Genomic DNA, 18,247 nt, shown 5'->3' with positions numbered 1-18,247 from the left:
ATTGCTAAAATTGTTTCTTATTTTTCACATCCTGATTGGTAATTGCTATTTTAATAACTTCTTCCATTTCAGTTACATAATGAAAAGTGAGTCCTTTCAGATAATCCTCACGAATTTCCAATACATCTTTTTCATTTTCTTTGCAGAGTATGATTTCTTTGATACCTGCTCTCTTTCCTGCCAAAATCTTTTCTTTGATCCCTCCTACTGGAAGCACCTTACCTCGTAGGGTAATTTCTCCCGTCATCGCCAGATGTTTTTTTACTCGTTTCTGAGTGAAAAGCGACATCAACGAGGTCAGCATGGTGATTCCTGCACTGGGACCATCTTTCGGAGTTGCTCCTTCAGGAACGTGAATATGGATATTGTTCTCAGAAAATAATGTAGGTTCAATACCAAATCGTTCAGCATTAGCTTTGATATATTCCAATGCAATGGTTGCCGATTCCTTCATGACTGTGCCTAAGTTCCCCGTGATATTGAGTGTTCCTTTCCCTTTGGACAATGCCGATTCAATGAACAAAATGTCACCTCCAACGCTTGTCCATGCTAAACCCGTAACAACCCCTGCTATGTCATTATCTTCATAACGGTCGCGTTCCATTCTAGCAGGACCTAAGATTTTGGTTATTTCCTCCAATGATAATTTTGACTCATATGGCTCTTCCATGGCAACCGACTTGGCACAAAAACGCACCAACTTAGCTATTTGTTTTTCCAAACCACGTACTCCGGATTCGCGTGTATATCCTTCAACAACACGTTCAATTTCCTTTTTACCCAAAGAAAGGTCACGACTTTTAAGTCCATGTTCTTCCAGTTGCTTGGGTAATAAATATTTCTTAGCAATTTCAACCTTTTCTTCAATGGTATATCCCGTTACATTAATGATTTCCATACGATCACGAAGTGCTGGTTGGATGGTTGAAAGTTCATTAGCTGTAGCTATGAACATGACCTTGGACAGATCATATCCTACTTCTAAAAAATTGTCATAAAATTCACTATTTTGCTCAGGATCAAGAACTTCTAACATAGCAGAAGAAGGATCTCCATTGTGGGAATGACTCAACTTGTCGATTTCGTCCAATACAAATACAGGGTTAGAGGTTTTAGCTTTTTTCAATAACTGGAGAATTCTCCCAGGCATTGCACCAATGTACGTTTTGCGATGTCCACGAATTTCAGCTTCGTCACGTAACCCTCCTAACGACATACGGACATATTCACGATTCAACGCTTTAGCTATTGACTTTCCTAAAGAGGTTTTCCCTACGCCAGGAGGCCCATAAAAACACAAAATAGGTGATTTCATATCGTTGCGAAGTTTCAATACTGCTAAATGCTCAATAATGCGTCGCTTAACTTCTTCTAAACCGTAATGGTCTTGGTCAAGTACTTTTTGAGCCCGTTTCAAATCAAAATTATCCTTTGAGAACTCATTCCAAGGCAGTTCCAATAACGTATCCAAATAGTTTCGTTGTACTGAATACTCGGCTACTTGAGGGTTCATCCGTTGTAGTTTTCCCAATTCTTTCTCAAAATGTTCCTTGATTTTATCATCCCATTTTTTAGTTTTGGCTACTTTTTTCATCTCCTCAATTTCCTCTTCATAGGAAACGCCTCCCAACTCTTCTTGGATAGTTTTTATTTGCTGATGTAGGAAATATTCACGTTGTTGCTTGTCAATATCAAAACGTACTCTGGACTGAATATCATTACGAAGTGTAAGTTTTTGCAGTTCCAAATCTAAGTATTTTAACGCACACAACGCACGATCTTTCAAATCGTTTGTCTCTAATATTTCTTGTTTCTCTTTTACGAGAGCGTTCATGTTAGATGACACGAAATTCACTAAAAATGCCCCACTTTCTATGTTTTTTATGGCAAACGTAGCTTCGGAAGGTAAATTTGGATTTTCACGTATGATTCGCGTAGCCAAATCCTTAATAGACTCAATAACTACACCAAATTCCTTATCATTTTTTGGAGGACGTGTTTCCTCTACCTCTTTGATAGTGGCTGTGATATATGGTTTTTCCTCCAAAATAGTATCAATTTCAAAGCGTTTCTTTCCTTGGATGATAATGGTAATATTCCCATCGGGCATTTTGAGTACTTTCAGAATACGTGCTACAGTTCCCAAATGATAAATATCTTTTCCCGTAGGTATTTCGACATTTTCATCAATTTGAGCCACAACTCCAATAGTTTTTGACCCTTCGTTAGCATCGTTTATCAATCGCACCGAAGCATCACGCCCTGCTGTGATGGGAATCACTACCCCGGGAAACAGCACCATATTTCGCAACGGAAGAATCGGTAAAACGGTAGGTAAGGATTCCTTTTGTATTTCTTCTTCATCTTCAGCTGTTAATAGAGGAATAAACTCTGCATCTGTATCGATGGTTTCAGATGAAAAACTGTCAAAATTGCTTAATTTCATTTTCATAAATGGTATATAATATGTCATTTTGTCGTGAATTTATATTCTTCCGACAAAAAAATATGATTCAAAAATAATATATAATACTATAAATAAAATAGTTACACCTTAGTCAAAGGAACAACTGATGGTAGTACAACAATTGTTGTGCCACAAAATGTAGCAAAGACATGTAAACACATTAAAGACTCCCTAAAAAATTGAATCATACTACAAAGAGGAAGTAGACAATGGTAGGTAAAACTATGTTTTGTATTTTGGTGCGAAATAGAAACAAAAAACACCGATAAACCATTCTGATTCATACGGTGTTTCTTTTTTTCTGCAAAAATGCTCGGTGACCTCGTCAGGATTCAAACCTGAAACCTCTTGAGCCGTAATCAAGTGCTCTATTCAGTTGAGCTACGAGGCCGCAGTTGTTATTAATTCGGGTGCAAAATTACGTGTTTTTTTTAAACTTCCAAATTTTTTATCTTTTTTTTTTCAAAATATTTTTAGTAGATAACTCAAACAACTGTTTATGAGAACTTTATTAAAAAAGTTTTAAGCTCAGTACTTAATTGCGTATATTTTCAATGATTCAACACTGATTTTTCAGTATTTTGACCGCTTTTTATTGACATTGGAGATTTGGCATTAAGAAAATCAGTGAATAAAGCGTGAAAATTTTCCACTGTTCGAATCGACCGCGGGAAGCAAGTTTGGAAAATTTGTCGGAAGCCGACTGATTATTTTTTTAATGCCCGTGTGGCTCGCACTTTTGGTTATTTTTCATCTAAGGAAAAGAACAATGAATGAAATAATGAACTCAAAAAATGAATTATCTTCTATTTATAAACAATCTCATTGAGTGAACAAGTGAATTATAGAGATTATAGGAGCTTTCCTGAATACAAGTTGTTTTGTTGTTTATAAAAATTCTCTAAAGCAAATGCAAAAAATATTTTGATTTTTAAGGAATATACTAAATAATTTATTACCTTTGCTTGACTTAAATATCTAAAAAAAATCACATTTTAAAAATATTTACATTTTATGTTAGAAAAAAGTATTGAAACAGCAAAAACTTGGCTTTCAGATGCTTTCGATGCAGAAACGCGTAAAAAAGTACAAGAACTCTTAGACGGAAATTTAGATGAATTGAAGGAATCGTTCTATAAAAATTTAGAATTTGGAACGGGAGGAATGCGTGGTATTATGGGTATCGGAACGAACCGAATTAATAAATATACCCTTGGGAAAAACACACAAGGACTTAGTAACTACCTTAAAAAATCATTCCCTAACGGTGAAATCAAAGTGGCCATAGCTCATGATTGTCGTAATAATTCAAAAAACTTAGCGAAGGTGGTAGCTGACGTGTTTACGGCTAATGGAATTAAAGTGTTTTTATTTTCGGACTTACGCCCAACTCCTGAGCTTTCGTTTGCCGTACGTCATCTGGGGTGTCAATGCGGTATCGTTTTGACGGCTTCGCACAACCCTCCTGAATACAACGGTTACAAGGTTTATTGGCAAGATGGTGGGCAGTTGGTTCCTCCGCAAGATGGTGAAATTATGAAATCTATCGATACCATTGATTTTAAAGATATTAATTTCAATGCTAATGAAAATTTATTACAATGGATTGATTCTGAATTAGATAACGCTTTTGCCGAAGCTTCTATCAAAAATGGAAGTTTTAATGCTCCGCAGAAAGAAAATCTTAAAGTGGTGTTCACTTCCTTGCATGGAACTTCGATTACTATGGTTCCTGAAGTATTGAAAAGAGCCGGATACACCAATGTGCATATTGTTGAGGAACAAGCTACTCCTGACGGGAATTTCCCTACCGTAAAATCACCCAATCCTGAAGAGCCAGAAGCTTTGACAATGGCTTTGAAAAAGGCTGAAGAATTAGGTGCCGATATCGTTATAGGAACTGATCCTGACTGTGACCGTGTAGGAGTTGCCGTACGTGATTTGGACGGAAAAATGACTCTACTCAACGGAAATCAAACAATGGTTATGATGACTTTGTTCCTACTTCAAAAACATAAAGAAAAAGGATTTAAAGGTAATGAGTTTATAGGCTCAACTATTGTTTCTACACCAATGATGAATGATATTGCTACTGCATTTGGGGTTGAATGCAAAGTTGGTTTGACAGGTTTCAAATGGATTGCTAAGATGATAAAAGACTTTCCAGAACAAACCTTCGTTGGTGGTGGTGAGGAAAGTTTTGGATATATGGTTGGTGATTTTGTACGTGATAAAGATGCAGTAACAGCCACATTATTAGCGTGTGAAATCGCGGCAACAGCCAAAGCCTCAGGAAGTTCATTCTATAAAGAATTGGTACGAGCCTATGTGGATTATGGTTTCTACAAAGAGTATTTAATTTCTTTAGTGAAAAAAGGCATTTCAGGTTCCGAAGAAATTAGCCAGATGATGAAAGATCTGCGTCAAAATCCATTGAAAGAAATTTATAATGAAAAGGTAACAATGGTAGAAGACTATCAGACCTCCAAAGCACATAATCTTTTAACGGGTGAGGTGGAAGATATTGATATTCCAAAATCGAATGTGTTAATATACTACACAGAAAAAGGAACGAAAATAGCTGCACGTCCGAGTGGAACAGAGCCTAAAATTAAGTTCTATTTTAGCGTAAATACACCTTTAGACAGTATTGAAAACTTCAAAAAGGCTGAAAAAACCTTGGATGAGCGAATTAAAAATATCGTAAAAGATATGAAATTAGAAGGATAAACCTTTAATTTTGGTAGAGACGCATCCTATAGCGTCTCTACTTTTTTTAATGATTACTTCTCTCCTACTCTAATTATTTTCGATGGTAAATTCTAATACTAATTAGGATTAATACCTAAAAAATTTTTCTTTCCATATACTTCTGATAATAGAACTTTTATCGAAAATAGAATTAGCATAAGGCTGTATTCTCAAACATTGTTTAAAGTTAAAATGTTCATTTTAAGATATGTACATTTCTTATAAAGACAAAAAATTCTTTTTAACATAAAATTAGTTTACTAAGGATAATATATTCATTTTTTTATTGTATATTTGCTCTACACTGTCTTTTGTTTTTAACACAAAAGACAATTCAAAAACAATTTCAACGAAATGAAACATATTACGTATATAATTTGTATTATATTTTATTTTCTATGCTTCTCAATAAAGGCACAAAGTATAAAGACGGAATTTAAAATCCGTTATGAGGCTTTTGTTAAAGGAGATATTAAAATCATAGGGAACAACATCGTCAATCGAGAAGATCGTCGTAACAATTCTAATATTCCTTTTGATGATCGCAGTCGTGGAGCAAAACTCAATGATGAGTTGAATATGCAATACATTGATGTGGATGATGATCCGACAACATTTTCTTCCAGTAGTGCCAGTTTTTCGTTTGAAGGAAAACAAAAAGCCAAAGTGATTTACGCAGGACTTTATTGGACAGCTACCTATCCTTACACATCAGGAACTCTCAAAGGCACCAACTACGGGATTAAGGATGGTACTCGCGAAAATTCTCAAAGTGTGATGATAAAAACGCCTTCTCGCAAAGATTATGTACATTTGCAAGGAGAGTTGATTTACGACGGTTCTAAAGAACACTCTTTAAAAGGAATTTCCCCTTATGTTTATTATGTGAATATCAGTTATTTATTAACAAATACTGCATCTGAAGGAGAATATACGGTTGCTAATATACGTGCAGCAACTGGGCATATTGCAGGAGGCTCTGCTGCAGGTTGGGCATTGGTTTTAGTCTATGAAAATGAGGATAGCAACATAAAAAAAATAATCACTTATGATGGATTTGAAAGTATCAGTAACGAGCCTAAAACATTTTCTTTCAGTGGATTCACTACTCCATCAAAAGATGCATTTCAAACTCGTATCATGGGAATTACCCTCGAAGGTGACTTCAGTATGGGAGGTGATCAGGTGACAATCTCAGTCCCTGCAAGTGGAAAATCATTGACTTTAGAAAGTAAAATTCGCCCACAACGGAATTTCTTCAACAGTGCTATTACATGGAATGACGAGTTTGTAAGGGAAAGAAATCCTGCAAGCCAAAACACCTTAGGTTTTGACATTTTCAAAATGGACATTCCTAATGTGAATCAAGAATTGATTCCAAATGATGCCTCTTCACTGGATTTGACTTATTCCAAAAGTTTGGACAGGTATTATTTGTTCTTTACTGCCTTGGAAATCGAAAATAATCCAGATGCTATAACGCGTTTACATAGTAGCACACGTGTGACCAAAATCAGTGCTGAAGATGTTAATAAAGGATACTATATTGTGGTAGGAGTATTTTTAAATCAAAAGAACGTGAAAAAACGTATTCAAGAAATGCAAAGTCATGGATACAAAGCCGATACGTTCCACTACAAAGAACAAGTTTTGAACTACGTTTATTTAGAAAAATACGATTCCTATGAACAAGCACTCAAGCGAGTAGAAGAAATTAAGAATGAAGGGAAAATCCCCGATCCTTGGATTTTAGACGTAGAAAATTATTTGTAAAATGAACCTAAGATAATTTCTTTTTCAATTATATTCGTATTTTTGCACCCCAATAATCAGAAGAATGTTAGATAAAGAAACGCAAAAAGCGGTTGATAAAGGAGAAATGCTTCCTCTAATGGAAGCATTTTACACAATTCAAGGAGAAGGATTCTACAAAGGAACGGCGGCTTATTTCATTCGCGTGGGAGGCTGTGACGTAGGGTGTCATTGGTGTGATGTAAAAGAAAGTTGGGATGCAGAAAAACATCCACCAACACACATAGAAGATATCGTAAATCAATCACTTAAGTATTCGAAAACTATTGTAGTTACAGGGGGAGAGCCATTGATGTGGAATATGTTTCCTCTGACCCAAAAGTTAAAAGAAAAAGGAATGAAAACCCATATCGAAACTTCTGGTTCCCACTCATTAACAGGTATTTGGGATTGGATATGCTTATCTCCTAAGAAGTTACGTTTGCCAACTTCTGAAATTTATCAGAAAGCAAATGAACTAAAGATTATTATCTACAATAGTCATGATTTTATTTTCGCTGAAGAAATGGCAAGTAAAGTATCGGATGATTGTATTTTATATCTCCAACCCGAATGGAGTCGTCGCGATAAGGTAATTCCTGAGATTGTTGATTTTGTGATGAAAAATCCAAAATGGAAAGTATCTTTACAAACGCATAAATATTTGAATATCCCATAATTATTAAATTATAGAATAAAATGAGAAAATACGTATACTTGTTTGGAATTGTTTCTTCCTTAATTTTTGCTTGTAACGATGGAGATTTGGAAGTAGAAACTATTTCCTTCGAAAACAATGAAGTGCTATCCTGTACTGCTGACACTACGGCTACGTTTTTGTTTAAGTACAACGGCAAACAAGCTATGATTTTAGAATTACCTCAAGGGGTACTAAAAAACAGTGAGAATAACACTAAAGGGAAAGTAGCGAGTAACTATAAGTTATACTATCGAAGTTTTTCTGAAAACGTTTCAACAAATTATTTCTGTGCCAATTATCCTCCCGCAAACCCTTTGGTTCAGTCTCAGTTTGAAGCGACAGGTGGCTCCATTACCATAGATACGAAGCCTATAGTGAATACAATGACAAATCAAGTAGAACGCTATGATCATCAAATCACGATTAGCGATTTGGTAATTCTCAACGCAGAAGGCAACAAAGTAGTAGATTCTGAATTTATTTTTGGTGTATATCAAACACGAAAGTAGCTATTTTTATGCAAAAAAGACAAATAGGCTTGTTTTTTGGTTCATTCAATCCCATACACATTGGTCATATCATTATTGCTAATCATTTAGTTGAGCATAGTGATTTGAGCGAGGTTTGGTTTGTGGTTACACCTCAAAATCCGTTTAAGCAAAAACGGACATTATTGAATAATTATGACCGACTCGAAATGGTACATCGGGCTGTGGAAAGTTACGAAAAGCTACAACCCTCTGACATTGAATTTCATTTGCCTGTACCAAATTATACTACACACACTCTCAGTTACTTAGAAGAAAAATACCCTACCGTAAATTTCGCTTTGATTATGGGAGAAGACAATCTGAAAAGTTTCCATAAATGGAAAAACTATGAACACATTTTAGCGAATTATCCCATATATGTTTATCCACGTATTTCAGAAGGTGAAGTGCCAAAAGAGATTGAAAATCAAGGTAATATTATTCATGTAGATGCACCCATTATAGAACTATCTGCAACTTTCATTCGTAAGGAAATTAAAGCTCAACGCAATGTACGCCCCCTGTTGGATGCTAAAGTATGGAAATATATTGACGAAATGGGATTTTATAGGTAGCATTTGTATGGAACTACGGAGTTATAATTATTGATGTAAAGAGTTATAAATAAATGAAATACACTCGATTAACTAAAGAACAATTAGAAGCATTGCATCACGATTTCGCTGTGTTTTTGGCTACTCAACAAATTACGGCTGACGAGTGGGAGCAACTTAAAAAAGAGAAAAAACATATTGCTGAAGAAGAAATAGATATTTTTAGTGATTTGGTGTGGGAAAAAAGCTTACAAAAAGTATCTTTTTTAGAACGAATAGATAAAAAATCAATCCATTGTTTTCATTTTCAGGATACTAATGCTAAAATGATTTCAGTTCAAGTGTCGGATGGTAATATTGATTTGACAGAACCTGAAGGTTTCCTATGGTTGAAAAAAAATATGTTATCAGATGATGTTCAACTCTTTACAGGAGAAAAGACATACACCACCGAACGGAACATGGAAATTTTTAACCTTATTCAACAAGGAATGCAAATTTCTGATGGACAGTTATTTATCTCACTTAACGAGATGTTGAATTGAAAAAATATGCTTTTTGAAGTTGATTGTTAACTGATTACTCCTATTCCTGTAAACAATATCATTTGAAAAGTATCGTACTTGGAGCATTATGTCCGAAACTTGGCAGTCTAAAATCATCGTTTCTTGAATTGGTGATTTCGTAGATGTTATTTCCCACTCCGGGTATCTCAGGGAAGTAACATAAGGAAAATTGGAAGTTATGAAAAAGAAGATAATCATTGGAAATGTAAAAACCTATAGCAAATTTTGGGTACATCCCTACGTTGAAAAAAGACGTATGCTCACGACCGATAATCCCTAATTCTACATTTAAAAAAGGACTAATTCGGAAACCATACCAGTGGAAAGGGCTGTACAATTGGGTTTGAGAGACTAACAATAGCTTACGTGTGCCATCATAGATATTACTATCGAAATCCTTCATTCCTTCTTTTTCGTTAATCGTTATCTTATCATTAATATGGGTAGCACGATTGAATCCCATCACAAATTGGGCTTTGGCAAATTCTCGAAAATACCAATTCCCTAAAGTGAACAAATTTGAAAAAAAGCTTAATTCCCCTTTGATTGCCACCCGATGAGCTCTACCATTGGACAGAAATCCACCTGCTTCGGTATCTATAGAGAAATATCCTTTATCCGTATAATTTGCCCACGAAGCTCCTATTCCTAAATACGGATAATAATTGAGATTCTTTTTCGATACCCCCGAAGTACCAAAAAATGAATGACCAATGCTAACATCCTCAATATCACCATGCCTAAAAATGTATCTGTCTTGTACAAAACGGGTGCTATTTAAACTTAACTTACTTAAAAATAACTCTTCGTCAGAATAGAAATTTCCTACATTGAGTGAGTCTACTGGAGTTTCAAGAAATTTAGTTTGCTTGTAACGTGCCGAAATAATAGCTCTATGGATACTTTTATCATCACTGTTTTTCAATGGAATAGCGTAGCCTCCATAAGCATCATATATTCGATACTTTATATAAGGATATAACAAAGAATCATTGACAAACATACGTTCTGCTTGTCGATTTTCGTAAAAAGCTATTCTACCTGTCCACCGAGCGTAAGGCGAAAATAAGGGACGATCTAGTACCAAACGCCCCGAATACTCTTCCAAATCTTGGTAATAGGAAGCGATACCGTCAATGTGTGTGTTTTCGATATTTCGAGCTCGGTAGTAAATACCTTTTCCATTTTCACTAAATTTCTTGAAGTACTGACGATAGGTCAACGATAGTTGGTGTCCTATCCCAAAAAGATTGTATTCACTGACGCGTATCCATCCTCGTTTGTCTGTCCAGTCTGAATCGAAAAACATAGTCCAACTATCCAAAGCAACTACCTGAATATCAATAGAATCTGACACAGGTGTTATTGGTATTGGACGAATCACCACTCTACGAATATAGTTCTGATCTCGTAAAATACGTTCCGACTCCTGTACCAGTAGTGAATCCAATCGATCATTTTTTGAAAACAACAATTGCTTTTTTACTGTTCCTCGCTTAGTTTTATTATGCAAGGCATTACCATAAATTTCTAATTTTTTTCCTGGTTTTTTGGATAAATCTTTTTCGCTATATCCAAAAGGGTCTAAGGTAATGATTTCTATATTTCGAATAATTTTTCCTTGATATGGTTTGAAGTTTATTTCATCAGTTACTTTACCCGTTTGTGGAGTAGTTACCTTAGGCTTTGTGAATAAAAAATCGTAAATTTTCTGTGTAAGTTTTCTTTTTTTGAGATATTCTCCAGCATCTTTGTAGAATTTATCATCTCTTTGTGTTTTTAATGAATCTATTTGTACCATATCCAAAGAGTCAATCACTTGAGAGGTCACATTTTGTAATCCTACAAGCAAAAGAGATAGATATAGACATAATTTTTTCATTTATTATCTTCTTTTTTCAAAAAAATCTACTAATAGTTTTGATGACTCATCGGCTAATACTCCACTAATAATTTGTGTTTTTGGATGTAATTTCACTCCGGTTGTTTGAAAGCCTCGTTTAGGATCGGATGCACCGAAAACAACTTTTGAAATTTGGCTCCAATATAAGGCTCCTGCACACATGGTACATGGTTCTAAGGTCACATAAAGTGTACAATCTTTCAAGTATTTACCTCCTAAGTAATTGGAAGCCATCGTGATAGCTTGCATTTCGGCATGTGCCGTTACGTCTGTGAGTAATTCAGTCAAATTGTGAGCCTGGGCTATAATTTGTCCTTGAATAGTTATGATTGCTCCTACAGGAATTTCATTCTTATCGAAAGCTTTCTCTGCCTGTTCTAAGGCTCTTCGCATAAAATAAAAATCATCCATAATTTAATGTATTGATTCTTAGTAATATTAAATAAATGTATAATTTTTAGGATTGTCCCAAGGACTAAAATAGTTTGATTTTGTTTTCCATTAAGACAAAATCAAACTACTTTTTTATTATTCTAATTTGTTGGATTTTCTTATTTTCCTCCAAAAAATCCACCTAAAACATCGCCTAAGCCTCCGTTTTTTGATGAAGTGGTGGAATTTCCTAACTTTCCTATAACATCATCTAAAATATTTCCATCTCCGTTAGCGTCTAACAATGAGGTTAATAGATTTCCACCACTACTATTTCCTGTTAATGTTGAAAGTAAACCTCCCAATCCACTTGCCGATGAAACGTTGTTTTCTGACATTTTCTTAGCAATAAAACTCATCAGCACAGGAGCTAAAATTTTTAAAATTTGTAACACATTCGATGAAGAAACTCCTGTCTTTGAGCTAATTGCATCGGATAAAGTAGATTCTTTACCACCTAAAAGATGTCCTAAAATACCTGATCCTTCATTGGTTAAGGAATTATCTCCTTTGTTTTCAAACAAACTTCCTAAGTTATTCAATAAATTTCCGTTATGTTTGTCACTGGTTAAAGCACTGAGCAAACCTGTTGCCGCCTGTTCATTATCACTTTTGTTTTGCATTGCTCCCAATAGCAAAGGAGTTGCCATTTCAATCACAGACGAAGCTTTTGAAGGAGAAACACCCGTTTCTTTGCTTACGCCTTTTACAATTTGTTGAAAATTATTTTCGCCTAGAAAGTCTAAAATTCCTGCCATATTTAATTTATTTATCATTTATTTTTTTTATCACCACTTTGTCCGAACAATTTTCCAGAGTTACTTCTATTTCCTTCTCAGCAATTACTCCTTCAATTACGTATATTTTACAGGGAGTCGCTTTGGTGTCGCTTTTAGAAAACAGCACATCTCCATGGGTAAATAATTCCATAAAATCATCCTTTGTTAGAGAAGTTTGGATATCTACTTCTATTGTTTTTGAACGTATGTCTTTTAATACTCTACAATTGGGAAAATAGCAAAAAGGTTCTGTATCTTTTTTCTTGAAGAAGAAAGCTACGAAAACGATACCAATTCCAAGTCCAATAGAATAATATCCGAAGCGTTTTAAAATTGACATATTTTATATGAATAAAAGATTTATGGGTTTATAAGGGATACCAAACCACTGTGAAATCGTGTTATCGGTTAATACTCCATGGTAGAAATAGAGCCCATTTCTCAATCCCTTATCGATATGTAACACGTTTTCAATGCCTCCCTCCTCACCTATTTTCAACAGATAAGGAGTTAAAATATTACTCAACGAAAAGGATGCTGTTCGAGCATATCGTGAAGCGATATTCGGAACACAATAATGTATCACATTATGTTCCATGAATGTAGGTTCTGCAAATGTCGTAATTCGACTGGTTTCTACACATCCTCCGGTGTCGATACTCACATCTACGATTACCGCCCCTCTTTTCATAGTTTTTACCATATCTTCATTCACTACCACAGGAGAGCGATTCTCCCCACGCATCGCACCGATAACCACGTTACATCTCATCAATGCTTTTTTCAACACCTTAGGTTGCAAGGTTGAGGTAAAAACATTTTCATTTACGGCCTGTTTCAGTTTTCGCAAATTAGCCAAAGAATTATCAAAAACTTTCACTTTGGCTCCTAATCCAATGGCAGACTTCACTGCAGCTTGAGTAACTTCATTAGCTCCAAGGAAAACGACTTCAATGGGGGGAACTCCAGTAATATTTCCAAAAAGAATACCTCCTCCTCCATAAGATGTATTTCCGATAAGTTCAGATGCTACTAATACGGATGCCACTCCTATAATTTCACTAATCGACTGAACTACAGGGTGATTATATTCATCATCTTGAATGTATTCAAATGCCAACGCAGTTATTTGTTTCTTAGCTAAAGATGTGAAATAGTCTTTGTCTTGGGTTTTTATCTGTAAGGCAGAAAGAAGTACAGATTTGGGTTTCAAATGCTCAATTTCAGCTTTTGTAGGAGGTTCAACCTTTAAAACAATCGGACATGACAACACCTGTTCAGAGTCATAAACAATCTGAGCTCCTGCTTCGCTATAATCGCGGTCAGAAAAATTTGCCTCCTCCCCTGCTCCCGTTTCTATTAGGATTTGATGACCATTTGCTACCAAAACGGCAACATCGTCAGGAGCCAAACAAATACGTCGCTCTTGAAAGGTATGCTCCTTAGGTAAACCTATTTTTAGCGACACTTGTTGATTTGACACAGCTAAACACTCCTCTTGAGGTAAAAACTTTGAAAATGTGGATATTGAAGACATAATCTTTACTCTTTCGGGGGTACAAATATAAATAGAAAACCGTTAATAACAAAAACTATTTTTTTGGATAGATATGAATTTTGATTTTCATATTTTTATGTATATTTGCAAAAGTCGAAAAATTCACGTCTAAATACGTCATTGGGATGCTTCGTAGAGGGTAGTAATTCAAAGGATTTTACCGTTAACGAATGGAAAATATGACAAAAAAGAGATGTAAATTATTTTTAGATTACCAAAAGAATAACTAAAAAATATTATTTATTTAAAAATTAACAATGAATCAGACTATAACAGCTAATTTTGAAAAAGTGAAACCCTATTTCTTAATTTTTCCATTATTAGTGATGGCGAGTGTTTTCTGCTTTTTGTTTGTAAACAACGCTTTAGAACCTGAAAAATACGTTTTTATTCAACAAGAATGTTTTTTTTATTTGAATGAAAAATTATCGCAATTTCCTTATTTACAATATAATTTAACCCAATTTGGAGATGCTTTCATCGTGTTGTGTATGCTTTCGGTTTTCTTTTTTTATACTCCGAAGATATGGGAAAATCTGCTGTCTGCTTCGTTGCTATCGCTCTTTTTTTCAAGGGGTTTAAAGGAATTTTTTGATGTTCCTCGTCCTGCTACCATACATCCTATAGATTCCTTTACGATTGTTGGAGAAAAAGCAGTCGGATTTTCAAGTTTTCCGTCAGGTCATTCGATAACCGTTTTTACAACGTTATGTGTACTGCTGATTGCTTTTTTACCTAAATCATTGATTAAAAAGGTTTTATATATTGTTATACTTGTTTTTTTGGGACTCATTTTAGCTTTCACTCGTGTAGGCGTGGGGGCTCATCATCCACTGGATGTGATTTCAGGATGTGCAATAGGTTCTATATCAGCTTTTTTGGGAATTCTTATTAACCAAAAATATAACGCATGGACATGGATTTCCAATAAAAAATACTTACCTATTTTTATGGTGCTATTCTTAGGTTCCGTTATATTTTTGATTTACAGAATTTTAGAAGAAAATATTTTTGTATATTACCTTTCTTTATCTAGTTTAATTGTTTCACTATACACTATCATAAAAGCATATGTTAAAAAAATTGATAAATAATATTACTTTATATCGTTTTGTGCTAATTATCAGCATTTTAAACTTTATTTTCTTCCATTACGGATTCTTCAGTTTTGTTTTTCAAAATATTGATTACCATAGTTTTAATGGAATTTTACTTGTTATTAGTTTGTTTATACTGATGGTAGTAGCTAATTTCTTTGCTTTTTACCTGATTTTGTTTTTACTTCGAGCTATAGGTAAGTTTTTGTTAGCTATCACCTTCATTCTAAGTGCAATAGCTGTGTATTTTATCAATACATATAGTATTATTGTTGATGAAAGTATGATTGGTAATCTATTAAATACCAATTACGAAGAATCAAGTAGCTTTTTTTCTGTGAAGTTAATTTTGTATCTACTCGTTTTGGGGATTATTCCAAGTATTTATATTTTAAAAGCAAGAGTTACATATCCTTCTGTAAAAAAATTCTTTAAAAATTTAGGAGCTATTTTATTAGTTATTTTAATTTTAGTAGTCATAAATGCAAAAAATATTCTTTGGATTGACAAAAATTCAAAATATTTGGGAGGATTGGCTATGCCATGGTCATATTCAGTGAATACGATTCTTTACTACGTTCACAAAGCACAAGAAAATAGGCAAGAGATTTTGCTACCCGATGCTACGATAAAAAATAAGGAAAAATCGGTAATGGTGTTGGTCATTGGGGAGTCGGCTCGTAGCGAAAATTTTTCGCTTTATGGTTACAAAAAAAATACGAATCCGTTGCTTTCAAAAACAGAAAATGTTTTCCATTTTAACGCTAATTCGTGTGCAACTTATACCACTGCCGCTGTAAAATGCATTTTAGAGCATCAGGATACAGGAGATTTATATGAAATTTTGCCAAACTATCTAAATCGTAGTGGTGTTGAGGTGGTTTGGAGAACGACCAATTCTGGTGAGCCTCCTGTTCATGTTGATAAATACTTCACAGGAAGTGCATTACGTCAAAATTGTGAAGAGAAAAATTGTGATTATGACGAGGTGCTTTTATCAGGGTTAAAAGAACAGATTTCGAAAAGTGATAAGGATAAAATATTAATTATTTTACATACTTCTACAAGTCATGGACCTACATATAATAAAAAATATCCTGCTGAATTTGAGGTATTTAAACCAGTATGTAATAGCGTGGAGTTAGGGAATTGCTCTCATGAGGAACTCATAAACGCTTATGACAATACGATTGTTTACACGGATTACATGTTGCACAAAATAATCGGAGATTTGAAAGAATTGGAGGATTACAAAACTGCCATGCTCTACGTTTCAGATCATGGCGAATCCTTAGGAGAAAAAAAACTGTATATGCATGGGTTACCGATGAGTATTGCTCCAAAAGAACAATATGAAATCCCTTTTATTGTTTGGAAATCAGCTAATTCTAAGCCTATAAAACCTATCAAAGAAGCAACACAACATCATGTGTTCCACAGCGTTTTGAAGTTTTTGGATATAGAAAGTCCTATTTACAACGAAGAATTAAGTATTTTTGGTGAACAGTGATATGCCAAATATCAAAAAAATTGTATATTTGCTCTAAATAACAAACAATTTTAGGAGGTGATATAAAAGTACGATGCCTCAAAAAAGAAGTTTTTTTGTTAGGCTTTCATCATATTTTATGGCACACCCCAATTTAATTTAAAATACAAAAAAATGAGTAATTTTCCCAAGTTTTTATTAGGTGATAATAGTGATTTTCCTGATGCTATTTTCGTTATCCATACCGAGTACCCTCGCTTTGTCCTAAATTTAGAAACCGATGAGGTGGAATGGTTGGAAGATTTCGATGAAGAAGATACTAAGGAACTTGAAATAGAGACTGAAAATCTTATCCAGCAGTCCTATGAATTTTATGAGCGTGAAATTGACCGATATGAAGGGTAATTCTGTTTGAATTTTGACAATCTAAAAATTCTTAATCATGAAAAATGTAGTAAACATCAATGAATTAGATATAAACGGCGTTTACACCTATGCCGATTATTTGCTTTGGAAATTTGAAGAACGCGTAGAACTCTTAAAAGGAAAAATTTTCAGAATGTCGCCTGCACCGAGTGTCAAGCATCAAAAAATTTCGATGAATTTAAGTATTTCTTTGGGAACAATTTTCAAAGGAAAAAAATGTCAATTATTTTCTGCTCCGTTTGATGTTCGGTTGCCTAAAAAGAACGAAAAAGGTGACCAAATTCACACGGTGGTGCAACCCGATTTGTGCGTGATTTGCGATGAAAACAAATTGGACGAACGCGGTTGCATTGGTGCGCCTGACCTTATTATCGAAATTCTTTCGCCCGGAAATTCTAAAAAGGAAATGAAAAACAAATTTGAATTGTACCAAGAATCGGGCGTGGAAGAATATTGGATTGTAAACCCGACGGACGAAAATATTTTGGTCAATGTTTTGGAAAACGGCAAATACAGAATCTTGAAACCCGTTGTAGATGAATACATTACATCGGTTCGGTTTCCCGAGCTGAAAATCCATACTTCGGATATTTTTTAACGTAAAAAAAGAATTATTATGGCTACAATCACGAATATCAATCAGTTAGACATAGCAAACGGCGTTTATACCTATGCCGATTATTTGCTTTGGAAATTTGAAGAACGCGTAGAACTTCTCAAAGGAAAAATTTTCAGAATGTCGCCTGCACCGAGTGTGAAGCATCAAAAGATCTCGATAAATTTAAGTGGTTTATTATGGCAATTTTTCAAAGGAAAGAAATGTCAATTATTTTCCGCTCCGTTTGATGTTCGATTGCCTAAAAAGAACGAAAAAGGCGACCAAATTCACACAGTGGTGCAACCCGATTTGTGCGTGATTTGCGATGAAAATAAATTGGACGAACGCGGTTGTATCGGTGCGCCCGACCTTATTATCGAAATTCTTTCGCCCGGGAATTCTAAAAAGGAAATGAAAAATAAATTTGAATTGTACCAAGAATCGGGCGTGGAAGAATATTGGATTGTAAACCCAACGGACGAAAATATTTTAGTGAATGTTTTGGAAGATGGAAAATACAGAATTTTGAAACCCGTTGTAGATGAATATATTACATCGGTTAAATTTCCTGAGTTGAAAATCCACACCTCGGATATTTTTTAACAT

The 18,247-nt window shown here is 34.6% G+C and carries 17 protein-coding genes and 1 tRNA gene; 11 read left to right on the top strand and 7 right to left on the bottom strand.

All coding sequences use genetic code 11. The features are described from left to right. Positions 1–4: 4 nt before the first annotated feature. Both lon and CGC49_RS11065 read right to left on the bottom strand, forming a co-directional pair. Positions 5–2,446: an endopeptidase La gene (gene lon, locus CGC49_RS11070; protein ID WP_095894530.1), complete on the bottom strand. Its 2,442-nt coding sequence runs from the start codon at positions 2,444–2,446 to the stop codon at positions 5–7. A 338-nt stretch (positions 2,447–2,784) separates the two neighbouring features. Next, a tRNA-Arg gene (locus tag CGC49_RS11065) sits at positions 2,785–2,858 on the bottom strand. Between the two features lie 623 nt (positions 2,859–3,481). On the opposite strand from CGC49_RS11065, the gene CGC49_RS11060 reads away from it, so the two are divergent. The 6 genes from CGC49_RS11060 to CGC49_RS11035 all read left to right on the top strand — a co-directional run bounded on the left by CGC49_RS11060 (position 3,482) and on the right by CGC49_RS11035 (position 9,338). Beyond that, positions 3,482–5,197, top strand: a complete 1,716-nt coding sequence (locus CGC49_RS11060) for a phospho-sugar mutase (RefSeq protein ID WP_095912634.1) — start codon at positions 3,482–3,484, stop codon at positions 5,195–5,197. Between the two features lie 375 nt (positions 5,198–5,572). Beyond that, positions 5,573–6,991 (top strand): SPOR domain-containing protein, encoded by a 1,419-nt coding sequence (locus tag CGC49_RS11055; RefSeq protein ID WP_095912633.1) that lies wholly within the window; start codon positions 5,573–5,575, stop codon positions 6,989–6,991. A 64-nt stretch (positions 6,992–7,055) separates the two neighbouring features. Continuing rightward, positions 7,056–7,688, top strand: coding sequence for a 7-carboxy-7-deazaguanine synthase QueE (locus CGC49_RS11050; RefSeq protein ID WP_042006983.1), 633 nt, complete (start codon positions 7,056–7,058; stop codon positions 7,686–7,688). 20 nt (positions 7,689–7,708) lie between these two features. Next, on the top strand, positions 7,709–8,218 hold the full coding sequence (locus CGC49_RS11045; protein ID WP_042006985.1) for a hypothetical protein: 510 nt from the start codon (positions 7,709–7,711) through the stop codon (positions 8,216–8,218). A gap of 8 nt (positions 8,219–8,226) precedes the next feature. Then, positions 8,227–8,814 (top strand): nicotinate (nicotinamide) nucleotide adenylyltransferase, encoded by a 588-nt coding sequence (nadD, locus tag CGC49_RS11040; RefSeq protein ID WP_095912632.1) that lies wholly within the window; start codon positions 8,227–8,229, stop codon positions 8,812–8,814. Positions 8,815–8,867: 53 nt separating this feature from the next. Beyond that, a complete protein-coding gene (locus CGC49_RS11035; protein WP_042006989.1) occupies positions 8,868–9,338 on the top strand; it encodes a DUF6495 family protein in 471 nt (156 codons plus the stop codon). Between the two features lie 58 nt (positions 9,339–9,396). Here the strand turns inward: CGC49_RS11035 and CGC49_RS11030 are convergent, their stop codons facing one another. The 5 genes from CGC49_RS11030 to CGC49_RS11010 form a co-directional block, all read right to left on the bottom strand. Continuing rightward, the gene (locus CGC49_RS11030) at positions 9,397–11,241 is read right to left on the bottom strand and encodes a hypothetical protein (RefSeq protein WP_232745184.1); all 1,845 of its coding nucleotides are present in this window, start codon (positions 11,239–11,241) and stop codon (positions 9,397–9,399) included. Between the two features lie 3 nt (positions 11,242–11,244). Further along, the gene (locus tag CGC49_RS11025) at positions 11,245–11,673 is read right to left on the bottom strand and encodes a nucleoside deaminase (protein WP_095894392.1); all 429 of its coding nucleotides are present in this window, start codon (positions 11,671–11,673) and stop codon (positions 11,245–11,247) included. Between the two features lie 140 nt (positions 11,674–11,813). Continuing rightward, a complete protein-coding gene (locus CGC49_RS11020; RefSeq protein ID WP_095912765.1) occupies positions 11,814–12,452 on the bottom strand; it encodes a DUF937 domain-containing protein in 639 nt (212 codons plus the stop codon). 7 nt (positions 12,453–12,459) lie between these two features. Further along, entirely contained in the window at positions 12,460–12,813 is a 354-nt protein-coding gene (locus tag CGC49_RS11015) for a hypothetical protein (RefSeq protein ID WP_042006996.1), read from the bottom strand. Positions 12,814–12,816: 3 nt separating this feature from the next. Next, positions 12,817–14,001: an alanine dehydrogenase gene (locus CGC49_RS11010; RefSeq protein WP_042007019.1), complete on the bottom strand. Its 1,185-nt coding sequence runs from the start codon at positions 13,999–14,001 to the stop codon at positions 12,817–12,819. 287 nt (positions 14,002–14,288) lie between these two features. On the opposite strand from CGC49_RS11010, the gene CGC49_RS11005 reads away from it, so the two are divergent. The 5 genes from CGC49_RS11005 (at position 14,289) to CGC49_RS10985 (ending at position 18,244) form a co-directional block, all read left to right on the top strand. Then, the gene (locus CGC49_RS11005; RefSeq protein ID WP_095912631.1) at positions 14,289–15,125 is read left to right on the top strand and encodes a phosphatase PAP2 family protein; all 837 of its coding nucleotides are present in this window, start codon (positions 14,289–14,291) and stop codon (positions 15,123–15,125) included. Continuing rightward, positions 15,103–16,638 carry a phosphoethanolamine--lipid A transferase EptA gene (gene eptA, locus CGC49_RS11000; RefSeq protein ID WP_095912630.1) on the top strand — a complete coding sequence of 512 codons (1,536 nt, stop codon included), beginning with the start codon at positions 15,103–15,105 and terminating at the stop codon, positions 16,636–16,638. The genes CGC49_RS11005 and eptA overlap by 23 nt, the downstream gene beginning before the upstream one ends. Positions 16,639–16,791: 153 nt before the next feature. Next, positions 16,792–17,022 carry a hypothetical protein gene (locus tag CGC49_RS10995; protein ID WP_095912629.1) on the top strand — a complete coding sequence of 77 codons (231 nt, stop codon included), beginning with the start codon at positions 16,792–16,794 and terminating at the stop codon, positions 17,020–17,022. A gap of 37 nt (positions 17,023–17,059) precedes the next feature. Beyond that, complete coding sequence (locus tag CGC49_RS10990) at positions 17,060–17,641, top strand: Uma2 family endonuclease (RefSeq protein WP_095912628.1); 582 nt, start codon at positions 17,060–17,062, stop codon at positions 17,639–17,641. A gap of 18 nt (positions 17,642–17,659) precedes the next feature. Further along, positions 17,660–18,244, top strand: coding sequence for a Uma2 family endonuclease (locus CGC49_RS10985; protein ID WP_095912625.1), 585 nt, complete (start codon positions 17,660–17,662; stop codon positions 18,242–18,244). Positions 18,245–18,247: the final 3 nt, after the last annotated feature.

Origin of the sequence: Capnocytophaga sp. H4358 (assembly GCF_002302515.1) — a bacterium.
Lineage (GTDB): Bacteria > Bacteroidota > Bacteroidia > Flavobacteriales > Flavobacteriaceae > Capnocytophaga > Capnocytophaga canis.
The sequence above is the reverse complement of the archived record's forward strand: the minus strand, read 5'-3'. Positions and strand labels throughout refer to the sequence as shown.